Origin of the sequence: Bacillus sp. MYb209 (assembly GCF_002975175.1) — a bacterium.
GTDB lineage: Bacteria > Bacillota > Bacilli > Bacillales > Bacillaceae_G > Bacillus_A.
Genome location: NZ_PCNZ01000010.1, coordinates 54,843 through 70,648, shown reverse-complemented (window position 1 = coordinate 70,648; position 15,806 = coordinate 54,843). Strand labels below are relative to the sequence as shown.

At 37.0% G+C, this 15,806-nt stretch carries 12 protein-coding genes; 3 read left to right on the top strand and 9 right to left on the bottom strand.

Annotated features, from left to right (window positions below; all coding sequences use genetic code 11):
* Nucleotides 1–34: 34 nt before the first annotated feature.
* The 6 genes from CQZ94_RS16585 to CQZ94_RS16560 all read right to left on the bottom strand — a co-directional run bounded on the left by CQZ94_RS16585 (nt 35) and on the right by CQZ94_RS16560 (nt 9,649).
* Nucleotides 35–1,381, bottom strand: a complete 1,347-nt coding sequence (locus CQZ94_RS16585; RefSeq protein WP_105586249.1) for a glycoside-pentoside-hexuronide (GPH):cation symporter — start codon at nt 1,379–1,381, stop codon at nt 35–37.
* 81 nt (nt 1,382–1,462) lie between these two features.
* The gene (locus tag CQZ94_RS16580; protein WP_105586248.1) at nt 1,463–2,569 is read right to left on the bottom strand and encodes an alpha/beta hydrolase; all 1,107 of its coding nucleotides are present in this window, start codon (nt 2,567–2,569) and stop codon (nt 1,463–1,465) included.
* Between the two features lie 64 nt (nt 2,570–2,633).
* Nucleotides 2,634–4,922: a glycoside hydrolase family 3 protein gene (locus CQZ94_RS16575; RefSeq protein WP_105586247.1), complete on the bottom strand. Its 2,289-nt coding sequence runs from the start codon at nt 4,920–4,922 to the stop codon at nt 2,634–2,636.
* 216 nt (nt 4,923–5,138) lie between these two features.
* Nucleotides 5,139–7,655 (bottom strand): GH39 family glycosyl hydrolase, encoded by a 2,517-nt coding sequence (locus CQZ94_RS16570; protein WP_105586246.1) that lies wholly within the window; start codon nt 7,653–7,655, stop codon nt 5,139–5,141.
* 96 nt (nt 7,656–7,751) lie between these two features.
* The gene (locus tag CQZ94_RS16565; protein WP_105586245.1) at nt 7,752–8,360 is read right to left on the bottom strand and encodes an SAM-dependent methyltransferase; all 609 of its coding nucleotides are present in this window, start codon (nt 8,358–8,360) and stop codon (nt 7,752–7,754) included.
* A 173-nt stretch (nt 8,361–8,533) separates the two neighbouring features.
* The gene (locus tag CQZ94_RS16560; RefSeq protein ID WP_105586244.1) at nt 8,534–9,649 is read right to left on the bottom strand and encodes a M20 peptidase aminoacylase family protein; all 1,116 of its coding nucleotides are present in this window, start codon (nt 9,647–9,649) and stop codon (nt 8,534–8,536) included.
* A 288-nt stretch (nt 9,650–9,937) separates the two neighbouring features.
* Between CQZ94_RS16560 and nhaC the strand changes: the two genes are divergently transcribed.
* The gene (nhaC, locus tag CQZ94_RS16555) at nt 9,938–11,359 is read left to right on the top strand and encodes a Na+/H+ antiporter NhaC (protein WP_105586243.1); all 1,422 of its coding nucleotides are present in this window, start codon (nt 9,938–9,940) and stop codon (nt 11,357–11,359) included.
* Here the strand turns inward: nhaC and CQZ94_RS16550 are convergent.
* Nucleotides 11,356–12,633 (bottom strand): transcriptional regulator, encoded by a 1,278-nt coding sequence (locus tag CQZ94_RS16550; protein ID WP_105586242.1) that lies wholly within the window; start codon nt 12,631–12,633, stop codon nt 11,356–11,358. The genes nhaC and CQZ94_RS16550 overlap by 4 nt on opposite strands.
* A 93-nt stretch (nt 12,634–12,726) precedes the next feature.
* Between CQZ94_RS16550 and CQZ94_RS16545 the strand changes: the two genes are divergently transcribed.
* Together CQZ94_RS16545 and CQZ94_RS16540 are read left to right on the top strand one after the other, a co-directional pair.
* Complete coding sequence (locus tag CQZ94_RS16545) at nt 12,727–13,836, top strand: mandelate racemase/muconate lactonizing enzyme family protein (protein WP_105586241.1); 1,110 nt, start codon at nt 12,727–12,729, stop codon at nt 13,834–13,836.
* 14 nt (nt 13,837–13,850) lie between these two features.
* A complete protein-coding gene (locus CQZ94_RS16540) occupies nt 13,851–14,546 on the top strand; it encodes an N-acetyltransferase (protein WP_105586240.1) in 696 nt (231 codons plus the stop codon).
* Nucleotides 14,547–14,628: 82 nt separating this feature from the next.
* Here CQZ94_RS16540 and CQZ94_RS16535 read toward each other — a convergent pair whose 3' ends face one another.
* Nucleotides 14,629–14,955 (bottom strand): hypothetical protein, encoded by a 327-nt coding sequence (locus tag CQZ94_RS16535; RefSeq protein WP_105586239.1) that lies wholly within the window; start codon nt 14,953–14,955, stop codon nt 14,629–14,631.
* 101 nt (nt 14,956–15,056) lie between these two features.
* Nucleotides 15,057–15,764, bottom strand: coding sequence for a M48 family metallopeptidase (locus CQZ94_RS16530; protein WP_105586238.1), 708 nt, complete (start codon nt 15,762–15,764; stop codon nt 15,057–15,059).
* Between the last annotated feature and the right edge of the window lie 42 nt (nt 15,765–15,806).

Below are 15,806 nucleotides of genomic sequence, written 5' to 3'. Positions count from 1 at the left end.
GATTATATAATTAAAATAATAATATCAAAAGGAATTACATCTGTATTCTCTGTGTTTCCAGTTCTTCTGAAATAACATCAATTTGACGATCTAGCTTATAAAATTTCATAATGATAATTCCTAAAATTGCTGCGAGCAGCGGTGCCCACAAATAATTTATTTTTATCGCAACAAGTGCGGAATGTGCTTGTTGTTCTGCACCAGGTACATATTTCCCAAAAGAAAGCATCGCTGCCGATAGTGCTCCTCCCACTCCCATGCCTACTTTTGCTCCAAAACTAATAGCCGCAGATAATAACCCTTGAGCTCGAACACCAGATTTCCATTCTCCATAGTCAACAGTGTCTGCAACCATCGCAAATGCCATACTCATAGAAAAACCTTGCCCTAAGCTGTTTATAACCATCCCTGTTAAAATGAGAGGAATCGATTGAATATTACTACCGAATAAGGCAGTAGTATAGCCAATAATCATAATCGAAGAACCCATAATCATCGTATTTCTCTTCCCAATTTTCTTAGATACAAATACTGAAAGTGCCAGTGTGATTAATGATACTAGAGATAAAGCCATCGTAACTGCTATAAGATCTGGTCGTTTCATATTATATGTCCAAAAATAAACTGTTGTCTGCGTTTGCATCGTCATAATAGTCATTTGAACAAATCCACTCGCTAAAAGTAGGAACCATGGTACATTTCCTTTTACCGCCTTTATAGACTCACGAAACGGCAAGGGTTTATCATTTGGAGAAACAACCCGTTCCTTAACGTTCAAGAAAGTAATAATGAAGAAAATCCCGCCAATGACACTAAATAAAATCATTGTGAAGAAGAAACCTTTCTGCTGATCACCACCACCAAGTGCTTTAACAATTGGAAGGGTACCAACAGATACTATAATTATCCCAATAAAAGCGAAAAACATTCTAATAGAAGCCAGTTCTGTTCGCTCTTGCGGATTACTCGTCATGCTAGGTAAAATTGATGTAATCGGGATATTTATACCAGAATAAATAATACCAAGAAGTGTATAAGTGATGTAAGCGTATACAATTTTACCTGTAGAACCAAGGTCTGGCGTATAAAATGTCATGACTGCAATAATAGCAAACGGAATACCTAACCACAAAAAGTAGGGCCTGCTTTTCCCCCATTTTGAATTTGTTTTATCAATGAGAATCCCCATCATCGGATCAGCGAAAGCATCCAATACACGTGTTATTAGGAACAAAGAAGCAACAGCGGTAGTACTAATCCCATATACATCCGTATAAAAAAACATCAAATATATAGTAATCATTTGAAAAATCAAATTGGAAGCCGTATCTGAAAGCCCGTAACTAATTCTTTCTCTCCAACCTACTTGTTTCTTCATCATCTCAACTTGCTCCTCTCCTACATATATTCATTCCTATAAGAAAGCTTGCTCAAAAACATTTTTTCAAGCAAGCTTCTAAATTTAGATAAACACTCTCTTAATCTCTTTCGCAATTTCATTCATTAAATCTTCTGCTTGTGGATATAAACCAATCTTATCCATGAAGGCATGATCTGTACCATTGTACTGAATAAGCTTAGTAGTTACACCACTGCGCGCTAGTTTCGCTGCATAAGCTTCACACTCTACTTTTAAATAATCGAATTCAGCAGTTACAATTAGTGTTTGCGGCATGTTACTTAATTTATTTGATAGTAATGGTGAAACATGAGGGTCTGTAATTTCTCCATTATTTTGTAAATACAATTGGAAAAGCAGCTCACTACTTCCAGCCATACCTTCAAGCATTGGAATAATTAATTCCGAATGGTTACGGATTTCATACTGATCGCGGCTCCACTCAAAATCCTCTGTTTGAACACCTGCCATATTCACTGTAGGATAAATAAGTGCTTGAAGCTTAATCATCTTAGTTCCTTTTTCACTATCCATTAGTGCACATACAGTAGCTAAATTACCACCCGCGCTATCTCCAGATACCGCAATTTGTTGTGGGCTCACTCGAAGCTCTGTAGCATGTTCATATACCCATGTTACAGCCTCAAAAGAATCCGTTAGCCCAGCTGGATATGGATGCTCAGGAGCTAATCGATAATCAACAGAAATTACCACAGCGCCAGCCTTTTCAGCTAATGCTTTACAAGGATTTTCTACAACATCGACACTGCCGCCAATAAACCCTCCACCATGGAAGAAAACTACAGCAGGCAAGTTACCTTCATTAGAAGGTGTATAAATTCGTAAAGGAATTGTTCCATTCTTGCCCTCAATTACTTTATACGTCGTTTCAATTTTACTTGTCGTAACGTCTTCATTATTCCAGCCCATCATAGCTCGCATGCCATTAACAAAACTCATAGTATCCGCCGGATCAAATGATTGATTACCCATCATAGCCATTTGCTCTGCTACTTGTAAATTTACGTGAAGAACCCTAGGATCTAATCCACCAGTTACACTAGAATCGGGAATCGGTTTAGCGATAAAATCAAATCCTCTTTTTTTAACCACGGATGTCTCTTCACTTAAATTCGAAAGAAGATTAGTATATAAAGTTTGATTACTCATCGTTATCATCTCCATCTTAAATATTTTCGAATATAGCTTTCATATATGAATGAATGGTCAATAACTAAAGATTTCTACGATATGTTTTCGTACGAGAATCTTCAATTACATCATTCCAATTCATTCCAAAGGCAAAGTCATATACATGTCCTTCAGAATCAATATGGCATTCCATATCATGTGCCACATCTTCCAGTTGTTCCTCGACTGTTTTCATATTTAGCGGCATTTGCATCGGTAACAAACCGGATGGTTCATAATGCCCAGACAAGATATCCATAATTGCTTGATCTTGCACCCCAAAATTCGCTACAATGGCATCCACTTCAGATTCAAATTCTGCAACAACAGTTGGATTCGATAATAAAATTGATACGATGACTGGCTTGCCCTTCATCATTTTTTTTGTTTCCAGTACCATATCTAAATCCGATTCATTATGAGCTGTAACCGTCTTACCTTTATATGAACGATTCATTACATCATTTTCCCTAGAATCACCAGCTATACTATGTGAACGGGCATACTCAGCTGTGTATGGCTTGTATTGAAGACTAATTGGTACATAACCATTTCCTCCATTAGCAGCATCGTCTTGACTGTATCCCGTTCCTGACTTTGGACTTTGAATAAACACAAGTCCGAAATCAGCTTCATCTGAACTAGTAGTAATATCGAAATATTGAGCCACAACGTCAAGATTGACTGGACACTCTAGTTTCTCTTGTGTTGGCATACCAAGCCAGTCTTTCCCAGCCGGTAAATAACGCTTCGGAATATATACTTTGCTTCTAGGCTTCAGCGGCAACGTCTGTCCTTTGTTCTTCAGAAGTACAACTGACTTCAACTGCGCTTCATAACCTGCTCTCATAAATTCTGGATTACTGACGACCTCTTTACTTTTTTCCGACTGTAAATAAGGATTTTCAAAAAGTCCAAGGCGAAACACGTTTAACAACAGGCGTATCGCTGATTGTTCAAACCGATTTCTCATATACTCCGTACCATGTTCGGATACCCCTAATTGATAAACCTCTAGAACCGGTCCAACTTCATTATTACCGCCAAATTGATCCACACCGGCCATTAATAATTTGTAATGCCGCTCCGCAACACTTAGATGCTCAACTCCCCATGACTTCCCTGTCAAAAATGTATCTTTATCTTCATGCTCATCAGCAGTAATCAACCAGTCTGTGCAAACTACACCATCATAACCATATTGCTCACGTAATAAATCAGTAATTAAATAGGAGCTATAAGAGTTACCTACATTTTCACCATTTTCCTTATCCTGATTGAAAGAAACCGTATAATATGGCATAACTGCAGAAGCCCTACTTGTCTTTTTATCCAATTGGAAAGCACCTTCCACAAAAGGTTTCAAATGTTCTTCAAAATTATTACCTGGATAAACAGCGTACTTTCCACAACCGAAATGTGCATCTCTTCCGCCTTCACCAGATCCTCCTCCAGGCCAATGTTTCACCATGGCGTTCACACTATCTAGCCCCCAGCCATCTTCTAATTCTCGTTCACCTTCTGATGTTTGGAAACCATCTACATAAGCACGAGCCATGTCTGTAGACAAAGTTGAATCCTCACCGAATGTACCGTTGAAACGGAACCAACGTGGATCAGTCGCAATATCAATTTGCGGTGAAAGTGCTGTCGTCATACCAAGCGCCCTGTACTCCTTAGAAGCAACTTCACCAAATGTACGTGTCACCTCTGGATCAAATGTAGCAGCAAGCCCAAGTGTTTCCGGCCAAAATGATACTCGAGAAGCTGTTCCTGCACCAACGTTAAATTCCGAACTTGCATCGGAACCATGACGCGGGTCTGAGCTATTATTTGCAGGAATGCCTAAAGTTGTTCCTTCTGCGATACCTTGCAGCTTATTATTCCAATGCGCAGCCGTTTCTGGATTTTCAACAGTTGTAATAAGAACATGACGGAGATGATCTTCAGTCAAAAATGCAATTTGCTCATCTGTTAAATCCCAAGGCTTCGCACCACTCTCTTCATAAGATTTCCCGCCATAAGTTCCTGAGAACCAACCGCCACTCGCAGCTGGAATTGCTTGATGCCGGCTATATAACATTAATCCCGCAATCTCCCCAATGGACATACGTGAAGCGAGGTCTTTCGCTCGTTCTTCAGCCGATAATCTCCAATCTTCATACGGTTTTAAAATTCCATCCTTACTTAAATTCTTAAAAGATAAACCATTTTTTTCAATAATTCGAACACCTGATAAAGTAGAATAGCCTAGTTTAGGCCCTCCTTCGTTACAAACATATTCAATCACGGGTTGTTGACTATTTATAGCAGTTTTTTCTTGAGCTGACATAACAGCCTCCTCCATTTCTTTAAACTAGATTATTACTTATCAACATGAAGTAAAGTAATAATCCACACGATTAGAAAGCGTTTACAATTTAATTATAAAAAAACCACGCCTCTTTGAAGAGACAGTGGTTTATCGCTTTTTATTACTCTATTTAACCTATTTCTACTTTTAAACCTACAATTTTAAATAAAAGAGATTAAATTTCAACCTAGTTGATCAATACACCGGAATTAGCTCAATTAACTCAATCCCATGTGGTTCCAAAATAGAAATACATGTTTGACCATTATGTACCTCAATATATTGACTAGTCATGCGCGGATGAGTCGCTGCTTTCAAGTATTCCACATCCTCAGAACATAAAGATTTTGGAGCCCCCATCTCTACCCAGCGATCATAACTACTTCCATGCTTTCTACCAAGTGTACGAGTAATCATGCGATATGTACCACTCGGTAAATTAGTAAGTTCCAACTCAATTTTCATAGTCTTTACATCCTTGAAACCATTATAACGATTGACCTCATCAATAAATGAAATATCCCCCAGTGCATATAAATCATCAAAATGACAATAATTAAAAACTAACACTTGATATCCCCCGTGGCCAGAGGTAACTATATAACAATCCCCACGTTCAATGAGTTGATTCCCTAATTTCCCTAGCAATTCGTAAGCAATCATCCCAGCCTTAGGAATACCATATTGGGCGAATAAACCTAATCCACCATGGAACAAATCTGGTGAAGCTACTGTTTCTTCAATATTATCGCTCAGTACCCAGTAACCAAATCCTTCAATACTATCCAAATTATCAATAATATTTTTAACAATATAAGCCGCTTTGTACAGCGTATCATTCGTTAACTCACGATGATATGCTGTCGAATTCCACTCTGTTAAATAAAGATCAATATCATATATTTCATAATCTTCGAGTAGCCTTTTTTCACTTGCAAGCCTATCCTTTAAAAGGTCTGGATTGGGAGATATACCACCAAACTCCTCAATTAACTTTTGAAACGATTCTAATTGTTGGATCTCACTGATCTTCTCCAGCTTATCCATCCTTTCATGTGGGTAAAAATGAAGTGGGATAAAATCCGGCAAACATTGCCGCTCATGACAAAAAGGAAAAAACTCATCATAAATCTCCCCTTCATAAAGCGTAATAACTCGGCCAGGAGCCCCAATTTGCAGATGCGGTGATACTCGTTTTATAGTCTCATAGGTTTTGGCATATAACTCCATGTATTCCTCCATCGTTCCGGGCCAAAACGCCTTCACTTCCGGCTCATTCCAAAATTCAAACTTCCAAGCTTCTACCTCTTCTTTACCATAACGATTCATACAGTGGCGGACAAAATGTTCAACAAGCTCACACCATTTATCTACAGACTTTGGCGGACTAATATAACTTTTCATATAAAAAATAGTTTTATCCTGATCCCTTGCTAACGCCGAGGGCATAAAACCAAGCTCAACAAACGGCTTAAGATTAATAGAAAGAAGAAAGTCAAATAACTCATCAACTAATCTAAAATTATATTTAGCTCTTCCCGCCTCATCTTCTGAGTACACCATCATAGGATCATCGAATATACCATGAAACCTTAAATAGCGGAAAGGACAGCGCTTCTGAACTAGTTTGAGTTGTTGTTGTATATCCGCATGTAATCCTTCTTTCGCTTTACCAATTGTTATTAAACTTTTCCATGTATGCCTTAAATGTCTATCTTTCTTAGAAACATCTATCTGATATGTTACCGTTTCTAGCGGCGTAATCTCCTCCATCTGCTGCGAGGGACTTCTCTTTAAGTACTGACTAATAATACCGAGCGCACTAGATTGATTAAACGTCAAATAATTAGCCGTTACTCTCTCCTTTTTATCCCCCACATCTAGCCGAAAATGCTTTCGATATTCACTTGGAGTTTCATTGTACCTTGCTTTAAACGTGGCATAAAATGACTTAACATTTGGAAACCCATGCTTCAGTGCTATATCAGCAATAGGTGTTTCAATATTATAAAGCAACTCCTCCACCGTATGTTTCAAACGAATACTTGCCAGATACGATTGAAAGTTAAGTCCAATATTCTCTCTAAAAAACTTGGACAAATATGGAATAGATAAATATTCACGCTCAGCAATTGAATGTAATGTAATAGATTCTTTATAATGATCATCAATGTAAGTAATGATACGAAGCATACGCTCCATATACTTCTCACTCATGATCTCCTCTGATTCCTCAAGCCTAAATTGTTTCAATAGGATAGAGAATACTTCTAGCATTCGAATTTGCATGTCAATCTTATATACATTACCTTGATGATACTGTAATTGCACCATCTCAGCCAGCAATCGTCGAATCTGATTTAAAGCATGACGTCGTTCCTTCCCTTTATCTCCTGAATAACAATGAAAGCTAATCTCCTCTACCTGCACCAATTTTTCCTTTATATAACTAGAAGGGATAAGGAACGTTGCAATTATATTTCTATCAAGACCTATCACTTCATGCACATGACATTGATTAATTAACAATACGTCACCTTCCGAAAGCATCCTTCTTTCATCATTCACTCTAACTTCTACTGTACCACGTAATACAAAAATGATTTCTACGCTGTTATGCCAATGGCTCGGCACATAATTGATACTATTCAGTGAAACATCGAAAGGTAGACTGTTGTTAACCTCAATTAACTCATATATGGCATTTCGCATGAAGTTCGCCTCTCTTTCCTAATAATTGCATGCCTGCTTAATCAATACTCCTACCAACGTATATAAGCCAATACTTCCATTCACACCATTTATCTCTTAGTTCCCCAATCTATAAATTAAAAACCTCTCATTTCCATTCTTCTCATACGCCCCTGGCAACCTAATTTCCTTCTTCAATTCAAATGCAGTCTGATTCTCCAAGAAGAAAATATAATCTTCAGAAGGATAGTATAAAATAATATCAATTTCTCTCTCCACCGCTTCTACCGAAAGCAAAATGTTATTTACTACGTTCATAAACACTTGTACAGAAAATGGATTGAAGAAATAAAATTGGTTATCACGCGGATCAATCTCGTATTTCTGTGCTAAACAACATTCAAATTGAATTTTATCTTTACTGTTTCTTACCTTCCTTGCATAACGCTCACGGTTTTCCATTGCTTCTTTATAAAACTCTTCATTCATTTCAATCCCAACCGCTGATGCACCGCACTTATGGTGCATGTAAAAGTTTAGCCGCCCTTTTCCGCATCCAAAGTCTACAATTCGATCACTACTTTTAATTTCGTATTGGCTCAATAATTCCTCTAACCCACTATATGGCGTTGGCTCATAGCGGTGGTAATGCATAGACTTATTAAAGCCTTTTTGCTCACCGACAGTTTTTATATGTAATACAGCATCGTAATATTGTTCGTTCATTCGTTTGCTCCTATTAAGAAATATTACTATTATTATACACCACGTACTGAATGCTCATTTTTCATCAAATTAATTGGTACGTGAAATTATATTGTCGCAAATGAAAATATATCGACGCTTCGACAAGGAATATCGACTTAACGACAAATTCCTACAAAAAAAACAGGAGCTTTCTAGCCCCTGTCTTCTAATACTTTCAATACAGTTTGTTTTAATATTTCTACTCCATTCATTATACAGCTATGATCAAACTTCATATACGGATGGTGTAATCCAGGTTGTAAGTTCGCCCCTAGTCCAAGCATGACAGCTTTTAAATGGGGTCTTTTCACTGTATAGTAATGGAAATCATCGCTTCCTGTCGTATACAGTGGTCCAGTACATCCCTCTTCCCCGTACACTTCAAGAATACCTTTTCGCATAAAGCGCTCAGCTTCTTCTGACACTTCAGCTCCTGGTACGAGATCGATCCACTCATAAGAAAGTTTAGATCCCATTGATTCAGCTGACTGAATTACTTGCTCTATTTTTCGCTTCAATTCATCTAGTAATATGTTATTTTCTGCTCTTACATCTAAACTAAAATGCCCGTTACCTGGAATAATATTTAGATTATCACCGCCAGCTTGGCATCTCGTCATCTTAACAGAATAAGACGTCTGCGGCGGTAACCATATATTTTTCAATCCAATATTAATCATTGAGATGACATCAATTGCATTTATCCCTTGATGTGGGCGTGCCCCGTGTGCATCATCTCCGTGAATCATCCCTTCTAAAAATCCTGCAGCTCCGTGACGAATAGATGGGGCAGCTTGTTTCAAAGGCAGTTCTTCAATCGGCCTTAAATGAACACCAAATAAGAAATCAGCATCATCCACGGCGCCCTTCTCTACCATCTTTAAAGAACCATTTCCTTTTTCCTCTGCCGGCTGAAAAATAAATCTAACAGTACCGCTATCCCATCTCATATTTTTCAATTGTAAAATAAGGCCCATCACAATTGTCATATGAGCATCGTGGCCGCATGAGTGATTCGCTTTAAATTCTCCGTCTACTTCTTGCCATAGCGCATCCATATCAGCACGAATCGCGATAACTGGATTCCCGCTTCCGATTTCAGCAATCACGCCAGGGCAATCATCAAATATTTTATATGAAATTCCTTCTTCTTTTAGAAAGTTAGTAATATAAGCTGTCGTTTCATATTCCTTCCAGCTTACTTCAGGGTTTTCATGTAAATGCTGAAAAATTTCAGTTAAACGCTCTTGTAGTTCTAATGTTTTCAACTTTTCATTCTCCTTCCCAAATTACAAACCATTAAAGTTAATTATATTTCTGAAAAAACAGATGTTTTTATGAACATATTGAATTTTAAGAAAAAAGTCAATTATTTATTTTAAAATGCTATTAATACCAATATTTACTCATTTTATAAAGATATCCATACAGATAGAACATTCCTTATTTTCTGTTTTTTATTGACGCTTGCATATATTTTTAGTTATTATAACTTAATAAACGTCTATTTTGCGACAATTCTAAAAATACAAACATACATAATGAGGAGGCATTTTATGAAAAAAGAAATACCTTTTGGAGTAGCAATTATCCCTATTATCATTACAGTTGCAGTTATGATGGTTACAATTGTTGTATTAAAACAAAGCCCTCACGTCCCACTTATTATCGGTACAACCGTTGCTTCTATCGTTGCCTGGCGTTACGGTTACAAATGGAATGACATTGAAGAAGCAATGTATAAAGGAATTCGCCTCGCATTACCCGCTATCGTTATCATTATTCTTGTAGGTTTAACGATCGGTGCTTGGATTGGCGGCGGAATCGTCGCAACAATGATTTATTACGGTTTAAATCTTTTAACTCCATCACTATTTTTAGTTTCAATTACAATTATTTGTTCTATTGTTGCATTAGCTATCGGTAGCTCTTGGTCTACAATGGGAACAATTGGTGTTGCAGGAATGGGAATTGGCCTAAGTATGGGAATCCCAGCTCCAATGGTTGCCGGTGCTATAATTTCCGGTTCTTATTTCGGCGATAAAATGTCACCGCTTTCAGACACGACAAACTTAGCCGCAGGATTAACAAATACAGATTTATTCACACATATTCGTCATATGTTATTTACTACAATTCCAGGTTTAATTATTACTCTTATCGTTTATGCGTTCTTAGGAAGAAGCTTTGGCGCTAACAATATTGATGCAAAAAGCATCGATCAAACATTACAAGTATTGCAACAAAACTTTGTTATCTCGCCTTTTCTATTAATTATACCAGTAGTCGTTATGGTATTGGTCGCTAAAAAAGTCCCTGCTATACCAGCTATTCTCGTAGGTGTTATTTTAGGATTCTTATCACAAGTCTTTATTCAAGGTGGTTCTGTCTCATCAGCTGTCGGTGCACTCCAAAGTGGATTTGTTATAGACACTGGAAACAAGCTAGTAGACGAACTATTTAACCGTGGTGGCTTAAGCTCTATGATGAATACAGTCTCTATGACAATTGTCGCTATGACTTTCGGAGGAGTACTAGAACATACTGGCATTCTTCGCTCAATTGTAAATCAAATTTTAAAATTAGCGACATCATCAAAAGGACTTATCGCTTCTACTATCGCATCTTGCTTTGCAACGAATCTTACTTGCTCTGAACAATATATTTCGATTGTTGTTCCTTCAAGAATGTATGCAAATGCGTACACAGAAAAAGGACTACATTCTAAAAACTTATCCAGAGCATTAGAAGATGGTGGAACATTAACTTCTGTTTTCGTACCTTGGAATACATGTGGTGTATTCATACTCGCAACACTTGGAGTAGGCGCATTCGAATATGCTCCTTATGCTATATTGAATTTCATCGTACCTATTATTTCAATCATTTATGGTATAACTGGCCTCACAATTACGAAGCTATCGGATATTGAAAAAGCAGACCTATTGAAAAAACAAAAAGCGCAACTAGAAGCTTAAAATTTTTGAAACGAATACAATGGTAAATTCAGCTCATATATTGCGCGAGGGCGCCCTTGTTGATAGGGCATTTCCTCGCCACAAATATTGGCATACCTGTAATCAACTAATTTCTTTAACAGCCTTTCCGTCGATCGCCGAGTCACTTGTAAATACTCAGAAAGATCGGCCGCTGTAAATTTCAATGATGGATGCGATTGACTAAACTGAATAATTTTTGACAAGTTTGCAGGACTAAGCTTCATTTCCTTCGCTATTTTCATTAATTCAGGATTATCGTTTTTTAAACTTTGTACCCTCTGTTCTTTCGGGAACGGACCAAATAATTCTTTATCACTTGTTAATATATAAAAGCGGCGCTCTATCGGATTATTTTTTGCGAAACCTTGAGCGATTTTTGCATTTTGTTCCGCTTCATTTACTGTTTTTCCGTAACCAAATCCAATAGATACCACTCCTTCTATATTCGTAAATAAACGATCTATCGTATTTGTTTTTGTACTCGATTCGATATCACCACGAGTTGTATACAAAATAAAAGTCATTTCATCAACTTGTTTAAATGAACCACGTAATTCTTTTGAAATTACATTTAATTGTTCAAACGATCTTTCTTGTAACTCTATAAAGGATATAATACAAGCACCAACAGTAGCTGAATGGCTTTTTGCTAACTCAGCTTTTATTTTTGCATCTTTTAACCCCTGTATAATTGATTGCGTTGGATCTATCATACGCTCTGAAGGAATACCTATTTTTTGAAGTTCGTCGTAGACAGCGTGAATACTAGTTAAAGCTAAATCAACCTCTCCAGATTGATATTTAGCTAAATGAAAATCAATGATTCTCTTAATTTCATCATTACTCCATAACATATTTTCATAATCCATCACTTGCGGCGTTTCTTTCAGACCGATATCATGGAACACATTTGTAATAAACGAACGATCTACTAAATCAATTGAAATTTTATGAGGTTGAATACCTTGATGATATATTATAGAAAGAAGTGAAGAAGCGACAGTTGTCTCGTCTTGCTGTAAGTACATACTTGGAATTCGTAATTGTTCTCTTATTTCTTTTGCCATATAATAAGGTAAGGCACCCGAGAAAAAGATAACATCACAAGGTTTTAAACGCTTTAATATTTCAGAAGATTCCGCCGGATGAAGGTAAATATATGGATCAATCTCTATTTCTTCTAGTTTATGAGCAATAGGTAAAAGATTCTCCATAAACTCTTTTGAACCGACAACTGCAATTTTTATCATCATTTTCTCTAACTCCTTATCATTAATTAACGACTATTTAACGTCAACTATATCAAATGTACAAAACCATTGTAAACAGGAAGGGGTCTTTATTCAATGCAAATTACAGCTATTCATCTTTATGCAATTCGGTTACCGCTTCGCGATCCGTTTGTTATTAGTTATGGTTCTTATTCTGATATGCCTTCTATTATCGTCAAAATGGAAACAGATGAAGGTATTATCGGTTACGGCGAAGGCGTTGCCGATGATCACGTTACAGGCGAATCATGGGAAAGTACTTTCCATGTTTTAAAACATACACTAGCTCCTGCTCTTATCGGACAAAACCCAATGAATATCGAGAAAATACACGATATGATGGACAATACAATTTACGGTATTCCTACTGCGAAAGCTGCGATTGATATCGCTTGTTTTGATATAATGGGCAAAAAATTAAATCAACCTGTATATCAATTAATTGGCGGACGCTACCATGAAGAGTTTCCTGTCACTCACGTCTTAAGTATCGCCGAGCCAGAAAATATGGCCGAGGAAGCTGCCTCTATGATTAAGAAAGGTTACCAGTCTTTCAAAATGAAGGTCGGCACGAATGTAAAAGAAGATGTAAAACGAATTGAAGCTGTACGAGAACGTGTAGGAAATGACATCGCGATTCGCGTTGATGTAAACCAAGGGTGGAAAAATAGCGCAAACACATTAACAGCACTTCGTTCATTAGGACATTTAAACATCGACTGGATTGAACAACCTGTTGTAGCGGATGATATTGACGCAATGGCTCATATTCGTTCGAAAACAGATCTTCCGCTTATGATTGATGAAGGACTAAAAGGCTCTCGTGAAATGCGCCAAATTATTAAATTAGACGCAGCTGATAAAGTGAATATAAAACTAATGAAATGCGGCGGCATATATCCAGCTGTAAAACTCGCTCATCAAGCTGAAATGGCAGGCATTGAATGCCAAGTTGGATCCATGGTCGAATCATCTGTTGCCTCTTCCGCAGGATTCCATGTCGCTTTCTCAAAAAAAATCATTACTAGCGTCGAGCTGACAGGACCATTAAAATTCACGAAAGACATCGGAAACTTACATTACGACGTACCATTTATTCGCTTAAACGAAAAGCCGGGACTCGGCATTGAAATAAACGAAAATACATTACAAGAATTAAGCGTCTTTCAAGACGTTGTACGCTAAAGGAGGACTAACACATGACGATTCTTTACGAAGGAAAATTAAAACAAAACAAAGATCCATTTCACGTTACATTACTATCTTTAGAACATATGGAACAAATTTTATCATTACAAAACGTTGTAGTTGAAGCGCTAGAAGATAAAGGTCGTTTACAACCACTCTCGCTAGAAGAATTTCAATATATTTTAGAAGGAAAGGGCATGATGATCGGTTCCTTTATAGAAAACGAGCTCATCGCATTTCGTGCCCTACTAATCCCTCCTATCGACGATGAACATTTAGGGCTTGATATTGGTCTACCAGAAAGTCAGCTACACCGCGTCATCTATCAAGAAATCTCAAACGTTCATCCGAACTGCCGAGGAAATGGCATGCAAAAAATATTAGCCACAGTCATCATGGATGAATTACAAAAAGAAGACAGCAAATACGATTACGTTTGCTGCACCGTTGCACCTTTCAACATCCCTAGTTTAAAGGATAAGTTCGCGCAAGGAATGGAAATTGCTGCGCTGAAGGAGAAGTATGGTGGTAGTATGCGGTATGTTTTTGTGAAGGAATTGCGTGAGAATAAGGAGACAGATTGGAAAGATGTGAAAAATGTTGCGATGAGTGATTTTAGTGGGCAAAAAAAATTACTTACTGAAGGCTATCGGGGCCATAAGATGGAAAAAAATCATGAAACATATTCTGTTCAATTTAAAAAGTAAAAATCAAACTTTTATTTTTTAGAAACCAAGAAAGATGAAACCTTAACAATAATCAGGTTTCATCTCTCTTAAAAAACACATTTTAACGTCCATTTAAATCAGTTAAAAAAGTACTTAATTCATTTCCTGGTTGAAATTTAAACATATATCCATAATGTATAAGGCTTTTCCCTTTGTTCTTTCTCTTAGGGAATTGTCTTAACGCTGTATTATGGTATTTACCACTACTTCTATTCATTAAACTATCATTATTTTCTACAGTTTTAGGATTTAACACAATGCTAATTTCGACATTATGTAACAAATATACTACTTCTTTACTTTGGCTATTCTCAAATTCTATAGCCTTGCTAGTGTCTCTTATGAACGTATAATTATTTTCAACAAAAGCTGCATTTAACCCCTTCATTTCATACTCTCCCCTACTCCATGTCATATACTATTATTGTGATATAAACAGAAGTATCTGTCTAGCATTTCTCTGTCCCATCTTTAAAATAATAATCACCCCTAAACCGTCATCTTCCAACTCGATAACGCTAACCAGTTTTCCATTTCCTTATAGTCAGGCATTATCTTCCCGACAAGACGCCAAAAAGATCGATCATGATTTAAATGAACCATATGGCACATTTCATGAACAACTACATAATCAATTACCCTCTGAGGTGCCATTGCTAGCTTCCAATTAAACGTTAACTGTAGATTTGAATCACAAGTTCCCCACGTACGACTACTATCTGTAATACGAATAGAACGCGGTTTTGTTTTAAAGTTACTTTGATGCGCTTTAATACTTTTCTCTACTAATGCCTTGCACTGCTTATAGTAAAATCGTTTTAAAGCTTGTTGTATTTTCTCATCCTTAAGCTCATTCACATAAATGTGTAGCTTATCCCCTTCAAAAACTGCATTGTCTTGCGTAATACTTGCATCTTGAGAAATCTGTATCGGATACGTATTCCCTAAATACAGAAAGCCCTCTCCTTGATCATAATCCTTTTCCTGTGGACCAAGCGCTCGATCCTGCATTTCCTTACGGGTTTTCTGAATCCAATCCCATTTCTCCTCTAGCAACTGGACTAAGTATTCAACAGGTGTCCCTTTCGGAGCTTGCACTTCAACATTACCGTAAGAATCTACATAAAGACGCACGGACTTTTTCTTCTTATAAGTTATATGAAAATTAATTGTCTCACCTAAATATGTATGTACCATTTCATCACCTAACGTATTCGTTCATAATTATTTTTACAAATA

Coding starts and splice junctions, on each gene's coding strand:
- CQZ94_RS16585 (WP_105586249.1), bottom strand. CDS start 1,381: ATGATGAAGAAACAAGTAGGTTGGAGAGAAAGAATTAGTTACGGGCTT.
- CQZ94_RS16580 (WP_105586248.1), bottom strand. CDS start 2,569: ATGAGTAATCAAACTTTATATACTAATCTTCTTTCGAATTTAAGTGAA.
- CQZ94_RS16575 (WP_105586247.1), bottom strand. CDS start 4,922: ATGTCAGCTCAAGAAAAAACTGCTATAAATAGTCAACAACCCGTGATT.
- CQZ94_RS16570 (WP_105586246.1), bottom strand. CDS start 7,655: ATGCGAAATGCCATATATGAGTTAATTGAGGTTAACAACAGTCTACCT.
- CQZ94_RS16565 (WP_105586245.1), bottom strand. CDS start 8,360: ATGAACGAACAATATTACGATGCTGTATTACATATAAAAACTGTCGGT.
- nhaC (WP_105586243.1), top strand. CDS start 9,938: ATGAAAAAAGAAATACCTTTTGGAGTAGCAATTATCCCTATTATCATT.
- CQZ94_RS16550 (WP_105586242.1), bottom strand. CDS start 12,633: ATGATGATAAAAATTGCAGTTGTCGGTTCAAAAGAGTTTATGGAGAAT.
- CQZ94_RS16545 (WP_105586241.1), top strand. CDS start 12,727: ATGCAAATTACAGCTATTCATCTTTATGCAATTCGGTTACCGCTTCGC.
- CQZ94_RS16540 (WP_105586240.1), top strand. CDS start 13,851: ATGACGATTCTTTACGAAGGAAAATTAAAACAAAACAAAGATCCATTT.
- CQZ94_RS16535 (WP_105586239.1), bottom strand. CDS start 14,955: ATGAAGGGGTTAAATGCAGCTTTTGTTGAAAATAATTATACGTTCATA.
- CQZ94_RS16530 (WP_105586238.1), bottom strand. CDS start 15,764: ATGGTACATACATATTTAGGTGAGACAATTAATTTTCATATAACTTAT.